General features: G+C 70.1%; 12 protein-coding genes and 1 tRNA gene. 11 read left to right on the forward strand and 2 right to left on the reverse strand.

Annotation, left to right across the window (positions count from 1 at the left end; translation table 11 throughout):
- Window positions 1-708 (forward strand): alpha/beta fold hydrolase (locus ABZE72_RS03850; RefSeq protein WP_372727696.1); only part of this gene is annotated, 708 nt, incomplete at its 5' end.
- A gap of 198 nt (window positions 709-906) precedes the next feature.
- Here the strand turns inward: ABZE72_RS03850 and aceE are convergent.
- Complete coding sequence (aceE, locus tag ABZE72_RS03855) at window positions 907-3,630, reverse strand: pyruvate dehydrogenase (acetyl-transferring), homodimeric type (protein WP_372727728.1); 2,724 nt, start codon at window positions 3,628-3,630, stop codon at window positions 907-909.
- Window positions 3,631-3,919: 289 nt separating this feature from the next.
- Here aceE and ABZE72_RS03860 point away from each other — a divergent pair, with 289 nt between their 5' ends.
- The 9 genes from ABZE72_RS03860 to ABZE72_RS03900 all read left to right on the forward strand — a co-directional run bounded on the left by ABZE72_RS03860 (window position 3,920) and on the right by ABZE72_RS03900 (window position 12,801).
- Window positions 3,920-4,363, forward strand: a complete 444-nt coding sequence (locus ABZE72_RS03860) for a DUF3052 domain-containing protein (RefSeq protein WP_372727697.1) — start codon at window positions 3,920-3,922, stop codon at window positions 4,361-4,363.
- Window positions 4,364-4,397: 34 nt separating this feature from the next.
- The gene (locus tag ABZE72_RS03865; protein WP_372727698.1) at window positions 4,398-6,011 is read left to right on the forward strand and encodes an AMP-binding protein; all 1,614 of its coding nucleotides are present in this window, start codon (window positions 4,398-4,400) and stop codon (window positions 6,009-6,011) included.
- Between the two features lie 52 nt (window positions 6,012-6,063).
- Window positions 6,064-6,528, forward strand: coding sequence for a peroxiredoxin (locus tag ABZE72_RS03870; protein ID WP_372727699.1), 465 nt, complete (start codon window positions 6,064-6,066; stop codon window positions 6,526-6,528).
- Between the two features lie 174 nt (window positions 6,529-6,702).
- Window positions 6,703-6,774 (forward strand) — tRNA-Val (locus ABZE72_RS03875).
- 96 nt (window positions 6,775-6,870) lie between these two features.
- Complete coding sequence (locus ABZE72_RS03880) at window positions 6,871-7,878, forward strand: class I SAM-dependent methyltransferase (RefSeq protein WP_372727700.1); 1,008 nt, start codon at window positions 6,871-6,873, stop codon at window positions 7,876-7,878.
- A gap of 227 nt (window positions 7,879-8,105) precedes the next feature.
- Window positions 8,106-9,659 carry an AMP-binding protein gene (locus ABZE72_RS03885; protein ID WP_372727701.1) on the forward strand — a complete coding sequence of 518 codons (1,554 nt, stop codon included), beginning with the start codon at window positions 8,106-8,108 and terminating at the stop codon, window positions 9,657-9,659.
- A gap of 35 nt (window positions 9,660-9,694) precedes the next feature.
- Window positions 9,695-10,813 (forward strand): Nif3-like dinuclear metal center hexameric protein, encoded by a 1,119-nt coding sequence (locus ABZE72_RS03890; protein ID WP_372727702.1) that lies wholly within the window; start codon window positions 9,695-9,697, stop codon window positions 10,811-10,813.
- Between the two features lie 57 nt (window positions 10,814-10,870).
- Window positions 10,871-11,590: a zinc ribbon domain-containing protein gene (locus tag ABZE72_RS03895; protein WP_372727703.1), complete on the forward strand. Its 720-nt coding sequence runs from the start codon at window positions 10,871-10,873 to the stop codon at window positions 11,588-11,590.
- Complete coding sequence (locus tag ABZE72_RS03900; protein WP_372727704.1) at window positions 11,587-12,801, forward strand: bifunctional RNase H/acid phosphatase; 1,215 nt, start codon at window positions 11,587-11,589, stop codon at window positions 12,799-12,801. Before ABZE72_RS03895 ends, ABZE72_RS03900 begins: the two co-directional genes overlap by 4 nt.
- A gap of 3 nt (window positions 12,802-12,804) precedes the next feature.
- Here ABZE72_RS03900 and yaaA read toward each other — a convergent pair whose 3' ends face one another.
- On the reverse strand, window positions 12,805-13,584 hold the full coding sequence (yaaA, locus tag ABZE72_RS03905) for a peroxide stress protein YaaA (RefSeq protein ID WP_372727705.1): 780 nt from the start codon (window positions 13,582-13,584) through the stop codon (window positions 12,805-12,807).
- A 59-nt stretch (window positions 13,585-13,643) separates the two neighbouring features.
- Here yaaA and ABZE72_RS03910 point away from each other — a divergent pair, with 59 nt between their 5' ends.
- Entirely contained in the window at window positions 13,644-15,092 is a 1,449-nt protein-coding gene (locus ABZE72_RS03910; protein WP_372727706.1) for an RNB domain-containing ribonuclease, read from the forward strand.
- Window positions 15,093-15,106: the final 14 nt, after the last annotated feature.

The raw sequence follows: 15,106 nt of genomic DNA on the forward strand, positions 1-15,106 counted from the left end.
ATGCGCGACCTGCTGACCGTTCTCGGGATCGACACCGTCACGGTGATCGGTCACAGCTTCGGGGGAGGGGTGGCGATGCAGTTCGCCTACCAGTTCCCCGAGCGTACCGAGCGTCTGATGCTCGTCGCCTCCGGTGGCCTCGGACCCGAGGTCACCCCGGCGATCCGGGCGGTCACGACGCCGGGCTACCACCAGCTGATGAGCCTGCTCACCCTGCCCGGCGTACGCCATGTCGGGATGGCCGGGATGAGGGCCCTCGCCCGTACCCGGTGGAAGCTCACCCGCGACCTCGACGAGGTGGCGAAGATCTACGACTCGTTCAAGGACCCCTACGCCCGCGCCGCGATCCGGCATGTCGTCAGCGCCGTCGTCGACTGGCGCGGTCAGATCGTGACGATGGCCGACCGGGCGTACCTGACCGAGGCCATGCCGATGGCGGTGGTCTGGGGACGTGACGACCAGGTCATCCCGGTGCGGCACGCGAGCAACATCGCCGCTCTGGCGCCGGAGGCTCGCGTGGAGGTGATTGCGAACGCCGGCCACTTCCCGCACAAGGACCACCCCTACCGGTTCGCGAAGATCGTGCACGAGTTCGTGCGGACGACCCAGGCCGCGACGTACAACCGCTCGCGGTTCCGTGACCTGCTGGTGAACGGGCGCGCGCCGGAGGCGGAGATCGCGTCGGTCACCTCCATCACCGGAGCGTGACCTGCCACTTGTGGTTGTGCCAGCGACGCTGACCTGCCACTTCTGGTTCTCCAAATGACGCTGACCCGTCACTTTCGGTTGACGAAAGTGACGGGTCAGTGCGTTTCTGGCAACCACAAGTGGCAGGTCAGCGGTCTGGTGGCAACCACAAGTGGCAGGTCAGCGGTCTGGTGGCAACCACAAGTGGCAGGTCAGCGGTCAGGCGTCGCCGCCCTCCTGCTTGACGCCGGAGACGGCGGTCGGGTCGTCGATCCGGTACTCCTGGAACGCCTTCACGACCTGGTCGTGGCCGATCGTGCCGGCGTCCGCCAACGCCTGCAGGGCTTGGACGACGACCGACTGCGCGTCGATGTGGAAGAACCGTCGCGCCGCGGGCCGGGTGTCGGCGAAGCCGAAACCGTCCGCACCGAGCACCCGGTAGTCCGCCGGGACCCAGCGAGCGATCTGCAGCGGCACGGCGCGCATGTAGTCCGACACGGCCACGACCGGCCCGTCCACGCCGGCCAGCTTGTCCGAGACGTACGCCGTACGCCGGTCCTCGCCGGGGTTGAGCAGGTTCCACTCCTCGGCAGCGACGGCGTCCCGCGCGAGCTCGTTCCACGAGGTGACCGACCAGGTGTCCGCCTGGACGCCCCAGTCCTCGGCCAGCACCTGCGCCGCCTCCTTGATCCACGGGTAGGCGACACCGGAGGCGAGCAACTGCACGCGCGGGCCGTCACCTTCCGCGACGGAGACCCGGTGGATCCCCTTGAGGATGCCCTCCGCGTCGACGTCCTCGGGCTCGGCCGGCTGGGCGACGGGCTCGTTGTAGACGGTCAGGTAGAAGATCACGTCCTCGGCGTTCTCGCCGTACATCCGCTCGAGACCGGACTGCATGACGTGGCTGACCTCGTAGGCGAACGCCGGGTCGTAGTGCACGACGGCCGGGTTGGTCGCCGCGAGCAACGGCGAGTGGCCGTCCGCGTGCTGCAACCCCTCGCCGGTCAGCGTGGTCCGCCCGGCGGTGGCGCCGATCAGGAAGCCACGCGCGAGCTGGTCGGCCATCGCCCAGATCGAGTCGCCGGTGCGCTGGAAACCGAACATCGAGTAGAAGATGTAGAACGGGATCATGTGCTCGCCGTGCGTGCTGTACGCCGAGCCCGCCGCGGTCGCCGAGGCCATCGCGCCGGCCTCCGAGATGCCCTCGTGGAGCATCTGGCCCTGGGCGGACTCCTTGTAGGAAAGCAACATGTTCCGGTCGACGGACTCGTACTGCTGACCGGCCGGGTTGTAGACCTTGGCGCTCGGGAACATCGAGTCCATGCCGAACGTGCGGTACTCGTCCGGCGCGATCGGCACGATCCGCTTGCCGATCTCCGGGTCCTTCATCCAGTCACGCAGGAGTCGTACGACGGCCTGCGTGGTGGCGACGCTGTTCTTGCCCGAGCCCTGCTTGAGCTCGGAGTAGACGCCGTCGCCGGGGAGCGTGAGGTTCTTGGCGCGGTTGACCCGACGCGGGACCGGACCGCCGAGGGCCTGGCGGCGCTCCATCATGTACTCGATCTCGGGGGCGTTCTTGCCGGGGTGGAAGAACGGTGCTGCCCCCGTCTCGTCGTAGGAGCGCTCCAGATCACGGTCCGAGATCGGCAGGTAAAGGCGGTCCCGGAACTTCTTCAGGTCGTCCGGGGTGAGCTTCTTCATCTGGTGGGTGGCGTTCTTGCCCTCGAGGGCGTCGATCGTCCAGCCCTTGATGGTCTTGGCCAGGATCACCGTCGGCTGACCGACGTGCTTGGTGGCCGAGTCGAAGGCGGCGTACACCTTGCGGTAGTCGTGGCCACCGCGCGGCAGCTTCTGGATCTGCTGGTCGGACATGTGCTCGACCATCTTGCGCAGCCGGGGGTCGCCACCGAAGAAGTGGTCGCGGATGTAGCCGCCGTCCTCGGTGGAGTAGGTCTGGAACTGACCGTCCGGCGTGGTGTTCATCTTGTTCACCAGCACGCCGTCGACGTCACGGGCGAGCAGCGGGTCCCACTCCTCGCCCCAGACGACCTTGATCACGTTCCAGCCGGCGCCGCGGAAGGTCGACTCGAGCTCCTGGATGATCTTGCCGTTGCCGCGCACCGGGCCGTCGAGCTGCTGCAGGTTGCAGTTGATGACCCAGGTGAGGTTGTCGAGCTCCTCGCGCGCGGCGATCCCGATCGCGCCCAGCGACTCGGGCTCGGCCATCTCCCCGTCACCGAGGAACGCCCAGACCTGCTGCTGGTCGGTCTCCTTGATGCCGCGGTTGTGCAGGTAGCGGTTGAAGCGCGCCTGGTAGATCGAGTTGATCCCGGTGAGCCCCATCGAGACGGTCGGGAACTCCCAGAACTCCGGCATCAGCCGGGGGTGCGGGTACGACGGCAGGCCCTGCCCGGCGCCGTGCTGCACCTCCTGGCGGAAGCGGTAGAGCTGGTCCTCGGTGAGGCGACCCTCCAGGAAGGCGCGGGCGTAGACGCCCGGCGAGCCGTGGCCCTGGATGTAGATCTGGTCGCCGCCGCCGGGGGCGTCCTTGCCGCGGAAGAAGTGGTTGAAGCCGACCTCGTACAGGCTCGCCGACGACTGGTACGTCGCGATGTGGCCGCCGACCTCGAGGCCCTTGCGGTTGGCACTGGAGACCATCACGGCGGCGTTCCACCGGATGAACGCGCGGATGCGGCGCTCGATCTCGAGGTCGCCGGGGAACCACGGCTCGCGCTCGGGCGGGATGGTGTTGATGTAGTCGGTGCTGCGCAGGGCAGGCACGCCGACGTGGGTCTGGCGGGCACGCTCCAGCAGGCGCAGCATCACGTAGCGGGCCCGCTCGCGGCCTCGTTCGTCGACGAGGGCGTCGAAGGAGGCGATCCAGTCCTGCGTCTCGTCCGGGTCGATGTCCGGGAGCTGGGTCGGCAGGCCTTCGTGGATCACCGACGCGAGGGAGCCCGATCGGGGCTTCGCGGTGGTGCCGGAACGAGTGCCGAGCTGGTCGTCGGTCGGGGCGGCGGAAGTGCTGGGTGAGTCTTCGGTCACGACCTCATCGTTGCACGCGGGGGAGGCTCACGAAATCTACCGACGAGTAGTCCCCTAGGGTGCAGTCATTGGTGGTGGGTGACTCGTGTCCGAACGGCATGGGTTGCGCCCGTGCGGGAACTCCGCTGGACTACTGCTGACCTAGGTTGCCCGGACGGGCGATTGATCCGAAGTACTGGAGGATTCAGTGAGTTCGACCGCGGGTGGCGGGTCCACCCAGACAGACGGACCCCCCACGGGCCCCGCCGAGAGGCTTGGGTTCAAGCCCGGCATGGTCATCCAGGAGCTGGGCTGGGACACCGACACCGACGACGATTTGCGGATCGCCATCGAGGACGCGATCGACGCTGACCTGGTCGACACCGACTACGGCAACGTCGTCGACGCCGTCCTGCTCTGGTGGCGTGCCGAGGACGGTGACCTGGTCGACGGGCTCGTCGACTCGCTGACCGACCTCGTCGGTGGAGGAGCCATCTGGCTGCTCACCCCCAAGGTCGGACGTCCCAACGCCGTCGACCCGGCGGACATCGCCGAGGCCGCACCGATCGCGGGGCTCTCCCAGACCACCACCGCTGCCGTCAGCAAGGACTGGTCCGCGACGCGCCTCGTCGCTCCGAAGACGCCCGCCTGACCCACCCGACCCCCTCACCCTCCAGAGGTCCCTCGTGTTGCGACAAGTCATCGGCCGGGCCGCGGCCGCAGGAACCACGCTCAGGGTTCTCGGCGGGTCCGGGGTCATCCGGCCGTACTCGCCGGTCGTGCTGGCCGGACTGCTGCGCACGGTCAGGCAGTGGGGGACCGGCCCTGCCGGTGGCTTCGCTGCCCTGGCGCTGCGCTCTCCCGACCAGGTCGGGATCGTCGACGAGCTCGGCTCGCTGACGTACGGCGAGCTGCACCGCCGCTCCAACGCACTGGCCCGTGCGCTGGCCGAGCACGGCGTGGGTGAGGGCGACTCGGTGGCCATCATGTGCCGCAACCACCGCGGCTTCGTCGATGCCAGCGTGGCCGTCGCCAAGCTCGGTGCCGACCTGCTCTACCTGAACACCGCTTTCGCGGGACCTCAGCTGGTCGACGTCCTCGAGCGTGAGAAGCCCAGTGTGGTGATCCACGACGAGGAGTTCACCGACCTGCTCTCAGCGGCCGAGATCGCCCAGCGCGTGGTGGCCTGGAGCGACGGCGCGACGCAGGAGGCCACGCTGGAGTCGCTGATCGCCTCGCAGGACGACGCCGACCTCGATCCGCCGCAGCGTCACGCCCGCATCGTGATCCTGACCTCGGGCACCACCGGCACACCCAAGGGCGCCCCCCGCAACGAGGCGGGGATCGACGCGGCCGTCTCGCTGCTCTCGCGGATGCCGCTGCGGGCCGGGTGGCGCACCCACATCGCCGCACCGCTCTTCCACACCTGGGGCTTCGCCCACCTCGCCATCTCGATGTTGCTCGGCTCGACGGTGGTGCTGCACCGCAGGTTCGACCCGCAGACCTGCCTGGAGGTCACCGAGGCGGAGAAGTGCGACTCGCTGGTCGTGATCCCGGTGATGCTGCAGCGGATGCTCGCGCTGCCCGAGGAGACGCTCGCCTCGGTGGATCTCTCCCGGGTCAAGGTCGTGGCTGCGTCCGGCTCCGCGCTGCCGGGGGACCTCGCCCTGAACTGGATGGACCACTTCGGCGACAACCTCTACAACATCTACGGCTCGACCGAGGTGGCCTACGCCTCGATCGCCACCCCGGTGGACCTGCGGGAGGCGCCGTCCTCGGCCGGCAAGCCGCCGTGGGCGACGGTCGTCAAGCTCTTCGACGCCGACGGCACGGAGGTCGCGCCGGGGGAGTCCGGCCGGATCTTCGTCGGCAACAGTCTGCTCTTCGAGGGCTACACCGGGGGTGGCCACAAGGACATGATCGACGGGCTGATGTCGACCGGCGACGTCGGCCGCTTCGACGAGAACGGTCGCCTGTACGTCGAGGGTCGTGACGACGAGATGATCGTCTCCGGCGGCGAGAACGTCTTCCCCAAGGAGGTCGAGGACTGCCTCGCCCGGCACGAGGCGGTGGCGGAGGTCGCCGCCGTCGGGGTGGAGGATCCGGAGTTCGGCAAGCGGCTGCGCGCGTTCGTCTCGCTGAAGCCCGGGGCCGACGTGACCGAGGACGACCTCAAGGGCTGGGTGAAGCAGAACCTCGCGCGCTACAAGGTGCCGCGCGAGATCGTCTTCCTCGACGAGTTGCCGCGCAACGCCACCGGCAAGGTGCTCAAGCGTGAGCTCGTCGACCACGCGGGGTGAGGGCCACCTGGCTTCGGCGTCGCGCGAGCGCAGGTGCGAGGATGTCGCCACCATGAGTGGACTCAGCCTGGGGGCGACTGCCCCGGACTTCACCCTGCGCGACCAGTTCGGCCAGGACGTCTCCCTCTCGTCGTACCGCGGGAAGAAGGCGGTCGCGATCCTCTTCTACCCCTTCGCCTTCTCCGGGATCTGCACCGGCGAGATGGCCGGCGTCCGGGACCGTCTGGCCGACTTCCTCACCTTCGACACCGAGGTGCTGGCGATCTCGTGCGACCCGACGTACGCGCTGCGGGCGTTCGCCGACCAGGACGGCCTCAACTTCCCCCTGCTCTCGGACTTCTGGCCGCACGGCGAGGTCACCCGCGCCTACCGGGTGTTCGACGAGCGGACGGGTGCTCCGCGCCGCTCGTCGTACGTCATCGACCGGTCCGGGACCGTGCGCTGGTCGGTGCACAACGCCGCTCCGCAGGGGCGCGATCTCGACGAGCACCTGGCCCAGCTGAGGGCACTGGCCTAGACCGCTGTGTCAGTTTGCGGACATTCGGCACGTGTTCATGACAGCGGTCGGATCGACTGTTTATCGTTCTACTTGTCGAACCGCTGGTGACCCGAGACGCCAGCGGTTCGACTCATTTACGGGTGACCCGGGTTCGGGTCGTGCCCTCGCTCGCGTAGTCTGTGCGGGCTTCGAGGGCGTATAGCTCAGCGGTAGAGCACCTCCCTTACAAGGAGGTGGTCGGGGGTTCGATCCCCTCTGCGCCCACCCAGCAAGACCTTCTCCCGACTTTCCCGTGCCACGGCCGGAGACGTGCCACCATCGGCGGGCACGCACCCCCATCGTCGGAGCGAGGTCGGACACGTGAACTGGTACCGGATCAAGACGGCCGCGACCGGCCTCAAGCGCCTGGCCACGCTGCCCCCCGAGGACAAGCAGGCGTGCATCGATGCCTACAGGTTCTTCCAGCGGATGCAGGACGGCGAGCCGACGGAGACGGCCGACGAGACGCAGGCCGTGGCGGACTACTACAAGGTCCTCAACAACATGCTCTCGATCTTCGACCTCGAGAAGCTCTACATCCCGCCGATGCTCGACGAGACCAAGGGCTTGTACGACAACCAGCTGCTCACCGAGAAGGCCGTGCTCGCCGAGCTGCACCTCTCGGACCCCGCCAGCTCGCACCTGCTCGACATGGGCTGCGGCCGCGGACGGATCTCGCACCACTTCGCGACGCTGACCGGCGGTCAGGTCTCCGGGTACAACATCGACCCCAACCAGATCGAGAACGCGATCGACTGGGCCGCCCAGACCCGGATGAGCGACCGATTGCACTTCACGGTCGGCAACCACCACGACCCGCTCGACTACCCCGACGAGACGTTCGACGGGTGCTTCTCCTTCCAGGCGGTCTGGCCCTTCTTCAAGAAGGAGGAGCTCGACGCCCACGCCCAGGAGATGTACCGGGTGCTCAAGCCGGGCTCGCGCTACAGCTGCTCGGAGTACCTGCTGACGCCGCACTTCGACTGGAAGAACGAGGAGCACGTCGCGCTGCACAAGCTCTTCCTGCCGACGCTCGCCGCCACCCAGTCGATGTACCCCGACGACGTCTGCGCCGCGCTCGAGCGAGCCGGCTTCCACATCGTGCTCTCCGCCCCCTCCAAGAGCGAGGCCTGGCCGCTGTGCGAGCAGAAGCGGGACCTCATCCTGCGCGGGCGGATGGTCGTGCGGGCGCTGGAGAAGGTGCGGATCGTGCCCCCGTGGGTGGAGGAGTCGCTGGACCTGCTGCAGAAGGGCGGCCAGGCGTGGACCGAGGCCGAGCGCGCCAAGATCGCCGACCTGAACTGGCGGATCGTCGCCGAGAAGCACTGAGGCACGACCCGGCGAGCCTTTCGTTCACAGAATTGGTGAGGGACGGGGTGCTCGAGCACGGCCGTACGATCCATGCGTCCCAGACGCGTTGAGCCTGTCGACCCACCCCATCTCGGACCGCTCGTCGCTGGATCCGCGCCGCTCACCGACCGGTCTCGTTCCACCCCGTGGAAGCCTGCCGCCGGGTCTCTACAGTGGCCCTCGTCACACGACCGCTTGGAGGAGCCATGTTCGTCCCGTTCAGTGTCTCGGACTTCATCGACCGCGCCGTGCAGGTCTACGGCGACCGGGTCGGGGTGGTGGACGAGCCGAAGCAGCCCGCGACCCCGCTGGGAACCTCCGGCGAGCTCACCTACCGCCAGATGGCCGACCTCGCTGCTCGGCAGGCGGCCCGCCTCGACGAGCTCGGCATCGGGGTGGGGGAGCGGGTGGCGATCGTGAGCCACAACTCCGCGCGACTGTTGACCTCGTTCTTCGGCGTCGCCGGGTACGGCCGGGTGCTGGTGCCGGTGAACTTCCGGCTCCGCCCCGACGAGGTCCAGTACATCGTCGAGCACTCGGGCGCCCGGGTGCTGATCGTCGACCCCGAGATCGACGAGGAGCTCACGGACGTGAAGGCCGAGCACCGGTTCGTGATCGGCGACGACGACGCGATCTACGCCCCCGAGGGCAGCGTGCCCACCCCGTGGACCCCGGACGAGAACGCCACCGCCACGATCAACTACACCTCGGGCACCACGGCCCGACCCAAGGGCGTGCAGATCACCCACCGCAACATCTGGACCAACGCCGTCACCTTCGGCCTGCACGCCGGGGTCAGCGACCGTGACGTCTACCTGCACACGCTGCCGATGTTCCACGCCAACGGCTGGGGCTGGCCCTTCATCGCCACCCAGGCCGGCGCCAAGCAGGTGGTGATCCGCAAGATCGACGGCGCCGAGATCCTGCGCCGCGTCGAGGAGCACGGGGTCACCGTGCTGTGTGCGGCGCCCGCCGTGGCCGCCGCCGTGCTCGAGGCGGCCCAGGAGTGGGACGGGCCCATCCCCGGTCGCGACCGGGTGCGCATCATCATGGCCGGCGCCCCGCCGCCCACGAGGACCGTCGTGCGGGTGGAGGAGGAGCTCGGTTGGGAGTTCATCCAGATCTACGGCCTGACCGAGACCTCGCCGCTGCTCACCATCAACCGGGGTCGGGCCGAGTGGGACGACCTCGACCCCGACGAGCGGGCCGGGAAGCTGACCCGGGCCGGGGCACCGGCGCTCGGCGTACGGCTCGCGATCTCCGAGGAGCTCGAGAACGAGGGCGAGGTGCTCGCACGCTCCAACGTGGTCCTCGAGGGTTACTGGGAGCAGCCCGAGGAGACCGCCCGGTGCCTGGCCGGCGACTGGTTCCACACCGGGGACGGGGGCGTGATCGGCGAGGACGGCTACCTGACCATCAGCGACCGCAAGAAGGACGTGATCATCACCGGCGGCGAGAACGTCTCCTCGATCGAGGTCGAGGACGTGCTCTTCTCCCACCCCGCCGTGGCCGAGGTCGCCGTCATCGGGGTGCCGAGCGAGAAGTGGGGCGAGACGATCACCGCGCTCGTGGTGCTGGCCGAGGGGCAGCAGGCAGACGAGGCGGAGCTGATCGCCTGGTGCAAGCAGCGGGCCGCCGGCTACAAGGCACCCACCTCGGTGGAGTTCCGCGACGAGCTCGCCCGCACCGCCACCGGCAAGCTGCAGAAGTTCAAGCTGCGAGCGCCGTACTGGGAGGGCAGGGAGCGGCAGGTGAACTGATTCGGGCGCTGTCCAGCGGGCACTACCCTGACGCCATGCCTGCGCTGAGCGACGTCGTTGACCTGCTCCACGAGTGGTACCCGCCCGCGACCGCCGACGGCTGGGACGCCGTCGGTCTGGTCTGGGGGGACCCCGCGGCCGAGGTGCGCAAGGTCATGTTCGCGGTCGACCCCACCCTGGAGGTCGCCCGTGAGGCAGCCGCCTGGGGCGCCGACCTGCTGGTGGTGCACCACCCGCTCTTCCTCAAGCCGGTGCACGGCTTCTCCGCCGCCACTCCCAAGGGCCGGACCCTGGCCACGCTCGTCGAGGCCGGCTGCGGCCTGCTGACCGCGCACACGAACGCCGACCGGGCGGCCGACGGAGTCTCGGAGGCGCTGGCGACGGCGGTGGGGCTCACCGGCCTCGGTCCCGTGCAGTCCTCCAGCGGCGACCCCCTGGACAAGCTGACCGTCTACGTCCCGGCTCCCGACGCGGAGCGGGTGCGCGCCGCGCTGGCCGCCGCGGGGGCGGGGCGGGTCGGCGACTACGACACCTGCAGCTTCTCCACCCCCGGTGAGGGACGTTTCCGGCCCGGTGCCGGTGCGAACCCGACGATCGGCGAGGTGGACCGGCTCGAGGTGGTCGAGGAGGTCCGGGTCGAGGTGGTCCTGCCCCGGGCGCGTCGTACGGCGGTCGTGGCGGCGATGCGGGCGGCCCACCCCTACGAGGAGCCGGCGCACGACGTCGTGGAGCTCGCGGACACCGGCACCTCCGCCCTCGGGTTCGGTCGGATCGGGTCGCTGCCCGAGACCACGCTGGGCGACTTCGCCGCCCGGGTCGCTGCGGCGCTGCCCGAGACCGTGCACGGCGTCCGGGTCGCGGGCGACCCCGATCGCGTCGTACGACGGGTCGCGGTGTGCGGCGGAGCCGGTGACTTCCTGCTCGACGCGGTCCTGAGCACCGACGCCGACGTCTACCTGACCAGTGACCTGCGTCACCACGTCGCGGCCGAGTTCCTGGAGAAGCAGGGACCGGCTCTCGTCGACGTGGCGCACTGGGCGGCGGAGTGGACCTGGCTGCCGGTGGTGCGGGCGCGGCTGGTCGCGGCGCTGGGCGATACGGTGGACACCTCGGTGAGCACGATCCGCACCGACCCGTGGCAGTTCCGTCCCTGAGCCGTCACGCCCGCACATCCTGAGGAGCCCACGCTGAAATCCGATCCCTTCGCCCAGTTGAAGCTGCTCGACGTCCAGGAGATCGACGCCCGGGCCGACCAGTTGCGGCACCAGCGAGCGAGCCTGCCCGAGACGGCCGAGATCACCTCGCTCCAGGCCAGCCGGACGGAGCTCGACAACCAGGCGCGCGACGCCCGGATCGTCGTGGACGACCTGACGGTGGAGCAGAAGAAGATCGACCGCGACGTCGAGCAGGTCAAGGCCCGGCGGGTGCGCGACCGTGAGCGGATGGACCAGGGGCTGATCACCAACCCCAAGGACCTCGAGCGGATGCAGCACGAGCTGGAGTCCCTGGAGCGTCGGGTCACCTCGCTCGAGGACGACGAGCTCGAGGTGATGGAGAAGGTCGAGGAGGCCCAGCGCACCCTCGACTCGCTCACCGCCCAGGTCGAGGCGGCCGACGAGCGGCTGGCCGCGCTGGCCGCGGCTCGCGACGAGAAGCTGAGTGAGATCGACGCCGCGCTGGCCGAGCTGGTCGGCAAGCGTGAGGAGGCGATCGAGGGACTGCCCGCCGACCTCCTCGCGCTGTACGAGAAGATCCGCGCCCAGAAGGGCGGCGTCGGCGCCGCCGCGCTCCACCAGCGTCGCTGCACCGGCTGCCAGCTCGGGATCGACAACGCCGAGCTCGCCGTGATCAAGGCGTCGCCGAGCGACCTGGTGATCCGTTGCGAGGAGTGCACCCGGATCCTCGTGCGCACCTCCGAGTCAGGCCTGTGACCCGCACCTCCGTGATCGTCGAGGCCGACGGCGGATCCCGGGGCAACCCGGGGCCCGCCGGCTACGGCGCCCTGCTCAAGGACGCCGACACCGGCGAGCTGATCGCAGAGGACGCCTCGCCGATCGGGGTCACCACGAACAACGTGGCGGAGTACTCGGGTCTCGTGGCCGGGCTCAAGTTGGTCCAGCAGTTCACCCCCGAGGCCACGGTCGAGGTCCGGATGGACTCCAAGCTCGTCGTCGAGCAGATGGCCGGTCGCTGGAAGATCAAGCACCCGGACCTCAAGGTGCTCGCCGCCCAGGCCAAGGAGCTCGCGCCGTCGGGCACGTCGTACGTCTGGATCCCGCGCGAGCACAACCAGCACGCCGACCGGTTGGCCAACGAGGCGCTCGACGGCAAGCGGTACGGCGTGACGCTGGCCGGCGAGGACCCGTCGGCCGAGTCCCTGATCGAGGTGATCGAGAGCCCGGCCGAATCGCCGGCGTCGACCTCTCCCAGTGTTCAGCAGCAGATGCGGGGCTGGTCGGCGGCAGCGGGCAAGCCGACCACGGTCGTGCTGCTCCGCCACGGTGTCACCGCGCACACGGTCGAGAAGCGGTTCTCCGGCGGCCTCGCCAGCGCGAACCCCGGGCTCAGCGACGAGGGCAAGGAGCAGATCCGGGCCGCGGCCGAGTGGCTGTCGCCGATGGCCGACCAGGTCGACGTCGTCGTCACCTCGCCCGTACGACGCACCCTGGAGTCGGCGGAGATCGTCGCCGAGCGGCTCGGGGTCCCGCTCGAGGTCGAGCCCGGCTTCGCCGAGATGGAGTTCGGCGACTGGGACGGCAAGACCTTCTCCGAGGTCGCCCGCGACCACCAGGCCGACCTGGACGCGTGGCTCGGCTCCCTCGACGTCGCCCCCGGCGGCAGCGGTGAGTCGTTCCGGACCGTCGAGGCCCGGGTGATCGCCGCGCTCCAACGGCTGCTCGACGCCCACGCCGGCAAGACCGTGATCGTGGTCAGCCACGTCACGCCGATCAAGACCCTGGTCGCCCACGCGGTGGACGCGCCGCTGGAGGCGGTGTTCCGGATGGAGCTGACCCCGGCGTCGGTCTCGGTGCTCTCGTTCTTCGCCGGCGGCCCCGAGGGGACCGAACCCCGGGCGTCGATGCGGCTGTTCAACGCCCTGCCCCAGGGCAACAACCGGTTCGACACGCCCCAGCGCTGGTAGCGCTCAGACGGCCTGCACCACGACGTCGAGCTGAGTGCCCTTGCGGGTCGGCCGGCCGGTCTCGACGGTCCAGCCCAGCGACGCGAGCAGCGCCGCCAGCTTCTCGGGCGTGGTCGGGTTGCCGCCGTCCTCGAGCAGCGCCCGCACGATGCGGCCCTTGGTCGCCTTGTTGAAGTGGCTGACCACCGAGCGCCTGCCGTCGCTCTCGTGCAGCACCCGGATGGTCGCCACCCGGTCGGCGAGCTCGGCCGGCGGCCGCCAGAAGCCGGCGTACATCGTGGAGCGCAGGTCGACCAGCAGTCCGCCGCCGAGCGCCTCCTCGACGGCCGGCCCCAGGCTGTCGCGCCAGATCGCTGCCACTGGGCCGAGGCCGGGCAGGACGGCGTCGCCGGAGAGCCGGTACGCCGGGATCCGGTCGGCGAGGCGTAGGATCCCGAAGAGCGATGAGGTGACCGCGAGCCGGGAGCCGGCCCGGCGCTTGGCGCCGGTCGACAGGGTCGCGATGTCGAGGGCGTCGTACAGGACACCGGCATAGACCCGGTCGGCCCGCGCGGTCGGGGCGGTGGCCAGGGCTGCGTTGAGCGCCACCAGGTCGTGCTGGGTGGGCCCGATGCCCAGGACCGCGGGGGCGGTGTCGGGATGGTCCCGGCAGAGCGAGACCAGCGCCTCGAGCACGCGCGCACGCGGCTCGAGCAGGCCGGGGAAGTCCAGGGTGGGCAGGTCGAGGGGTTTGCCGCGAGCGGGAGTGTTCTTGCCTTCGCTGGGGGGCAGCAGGATCAGCACCGGTCAAGGGTAGGCAACGGCCGGGCGCGTCCCACCGTGGGTGTCCTAGTGTCGAGGACATGCCGAGCAATCGAGTGGTGCATCTCCGGTCCGCGCGCGACGGGGTGGCGGCGCAGTCGCTGCGTGAGGGGATCGCGAGGATCCAGACCGAGCTGGGGGTGACGCCCGAGTTCCCCGCCGAGGTCGAGGCCGCGGCAGAGGCCGCCGCCAGGGCCCCGCGGCTGCCGGAGCTCGACCGCACCGACCTCGACTTCGTGACGATCGACCCGACGACCGCCCAGGACCTCGACCAGGCGCTGCACATCGAGCGCGACGCAGACGGCTACGTCGTGCACTACGCGATCGCGGACGTGGCGGCGTTCGTGACGCCGGGCGACCCGGTGGACGTCGAGTCGCGCCGCCGCGGCGAGACGCTCTACGGAGCCGACTCCAAGGTGCCGCTGCACCCCAAGGCGATCTCGGAGGACGCCGGCTCGCTGCTGCCCGGCCAGGTCCGCCCGGCCCTGCTCTGGACGATCCGGGTGGACGAGACCGGCGAGGGCACCGACGTCACGGTCGAGCGGGCCCTGGTCCGCTCCCGGGCCAAGCTCGACTACGAGACGGTCCAGCGGGCGATCGACGGCGGCACCGCCGAGGAGTCCCTGGTCCTGCTCGGCGAGGTGGGGCGGCTGCGGCTGGCTCGCGAGGCTGCCCGTGGCGGTGTGTCGCTCCCGCTGCCGGAGCAGGAGATCGACGTCGAGGACGACCACTGGCACCTGGAGTTCCGCAAGCTGCTGCCGGTGGAGGAGTGGAACGCGCAGATCTCGCTGCTCACCGGCTTCGCGGCCGCCTCGCTGATGGTCTACGCCCGGGTCGGTCTGCTGCGCACGCTGCCGGCCCCGGACCCGCGCGACGTCCAGCGGCTGCACCGCACGGCCCGGGCCCTGCGGATCGAGTGGCCGGCCGAGGTGCTCTACCCCGACTTCATCCGCTCGCTCGACCCGGAGAAGCCGACCCACGCGGCGATGGTGAACGCCTGCACCCGGCTGCTCCGGGGCAGCGGCTACGTCGCCTTCGACGGCGAGGTGCCCGCCGACCCGCAGCACGCCGCGCTCGCCTCGGAGTACGCGCACGTCACCGCGCCGCTGCGCCGCCTGGGGGACCGGTACGCCGGCGAGATCTGCCTGGCGCTCTGTGCCGGCACCGAGGTGCCGGACTGGGTCACCGAGCAGCTGCACCAGCTGCCCGAGCTGCTGCAGAGCTCGGCGCGACGGGGCAACCAGTACGAGAACGCCATCCTCGACCTGGTCGAGGCCGGCATCCTGCAGAACCGGGTGGGGGAGACCTTCGACGCGGTCGTGGTGGACGTGGACGAGAAGAACGACACCAAGGGCGACATCACGCTGCAGGAGCCGGCCGTGGAAGGTCGCGTGACCGGGACTCGACCGCTGCCGTTGGGGACGGACGTGAAGGTCAAGCTGGTCGCCGCCGACGTCGCCACGCGGCTGGTCCAGTTCTCCCTCGCCTGAGCGCCGCGACGCGG

The organism is Nocardioides sp. (assembly GCF_041600255.1).
Taxonomy (GTDB): Bacteria; Actinomycetota; Actinomycetes; order Propionibacteriales; family Nocardioidaceae; genus Nocardioides.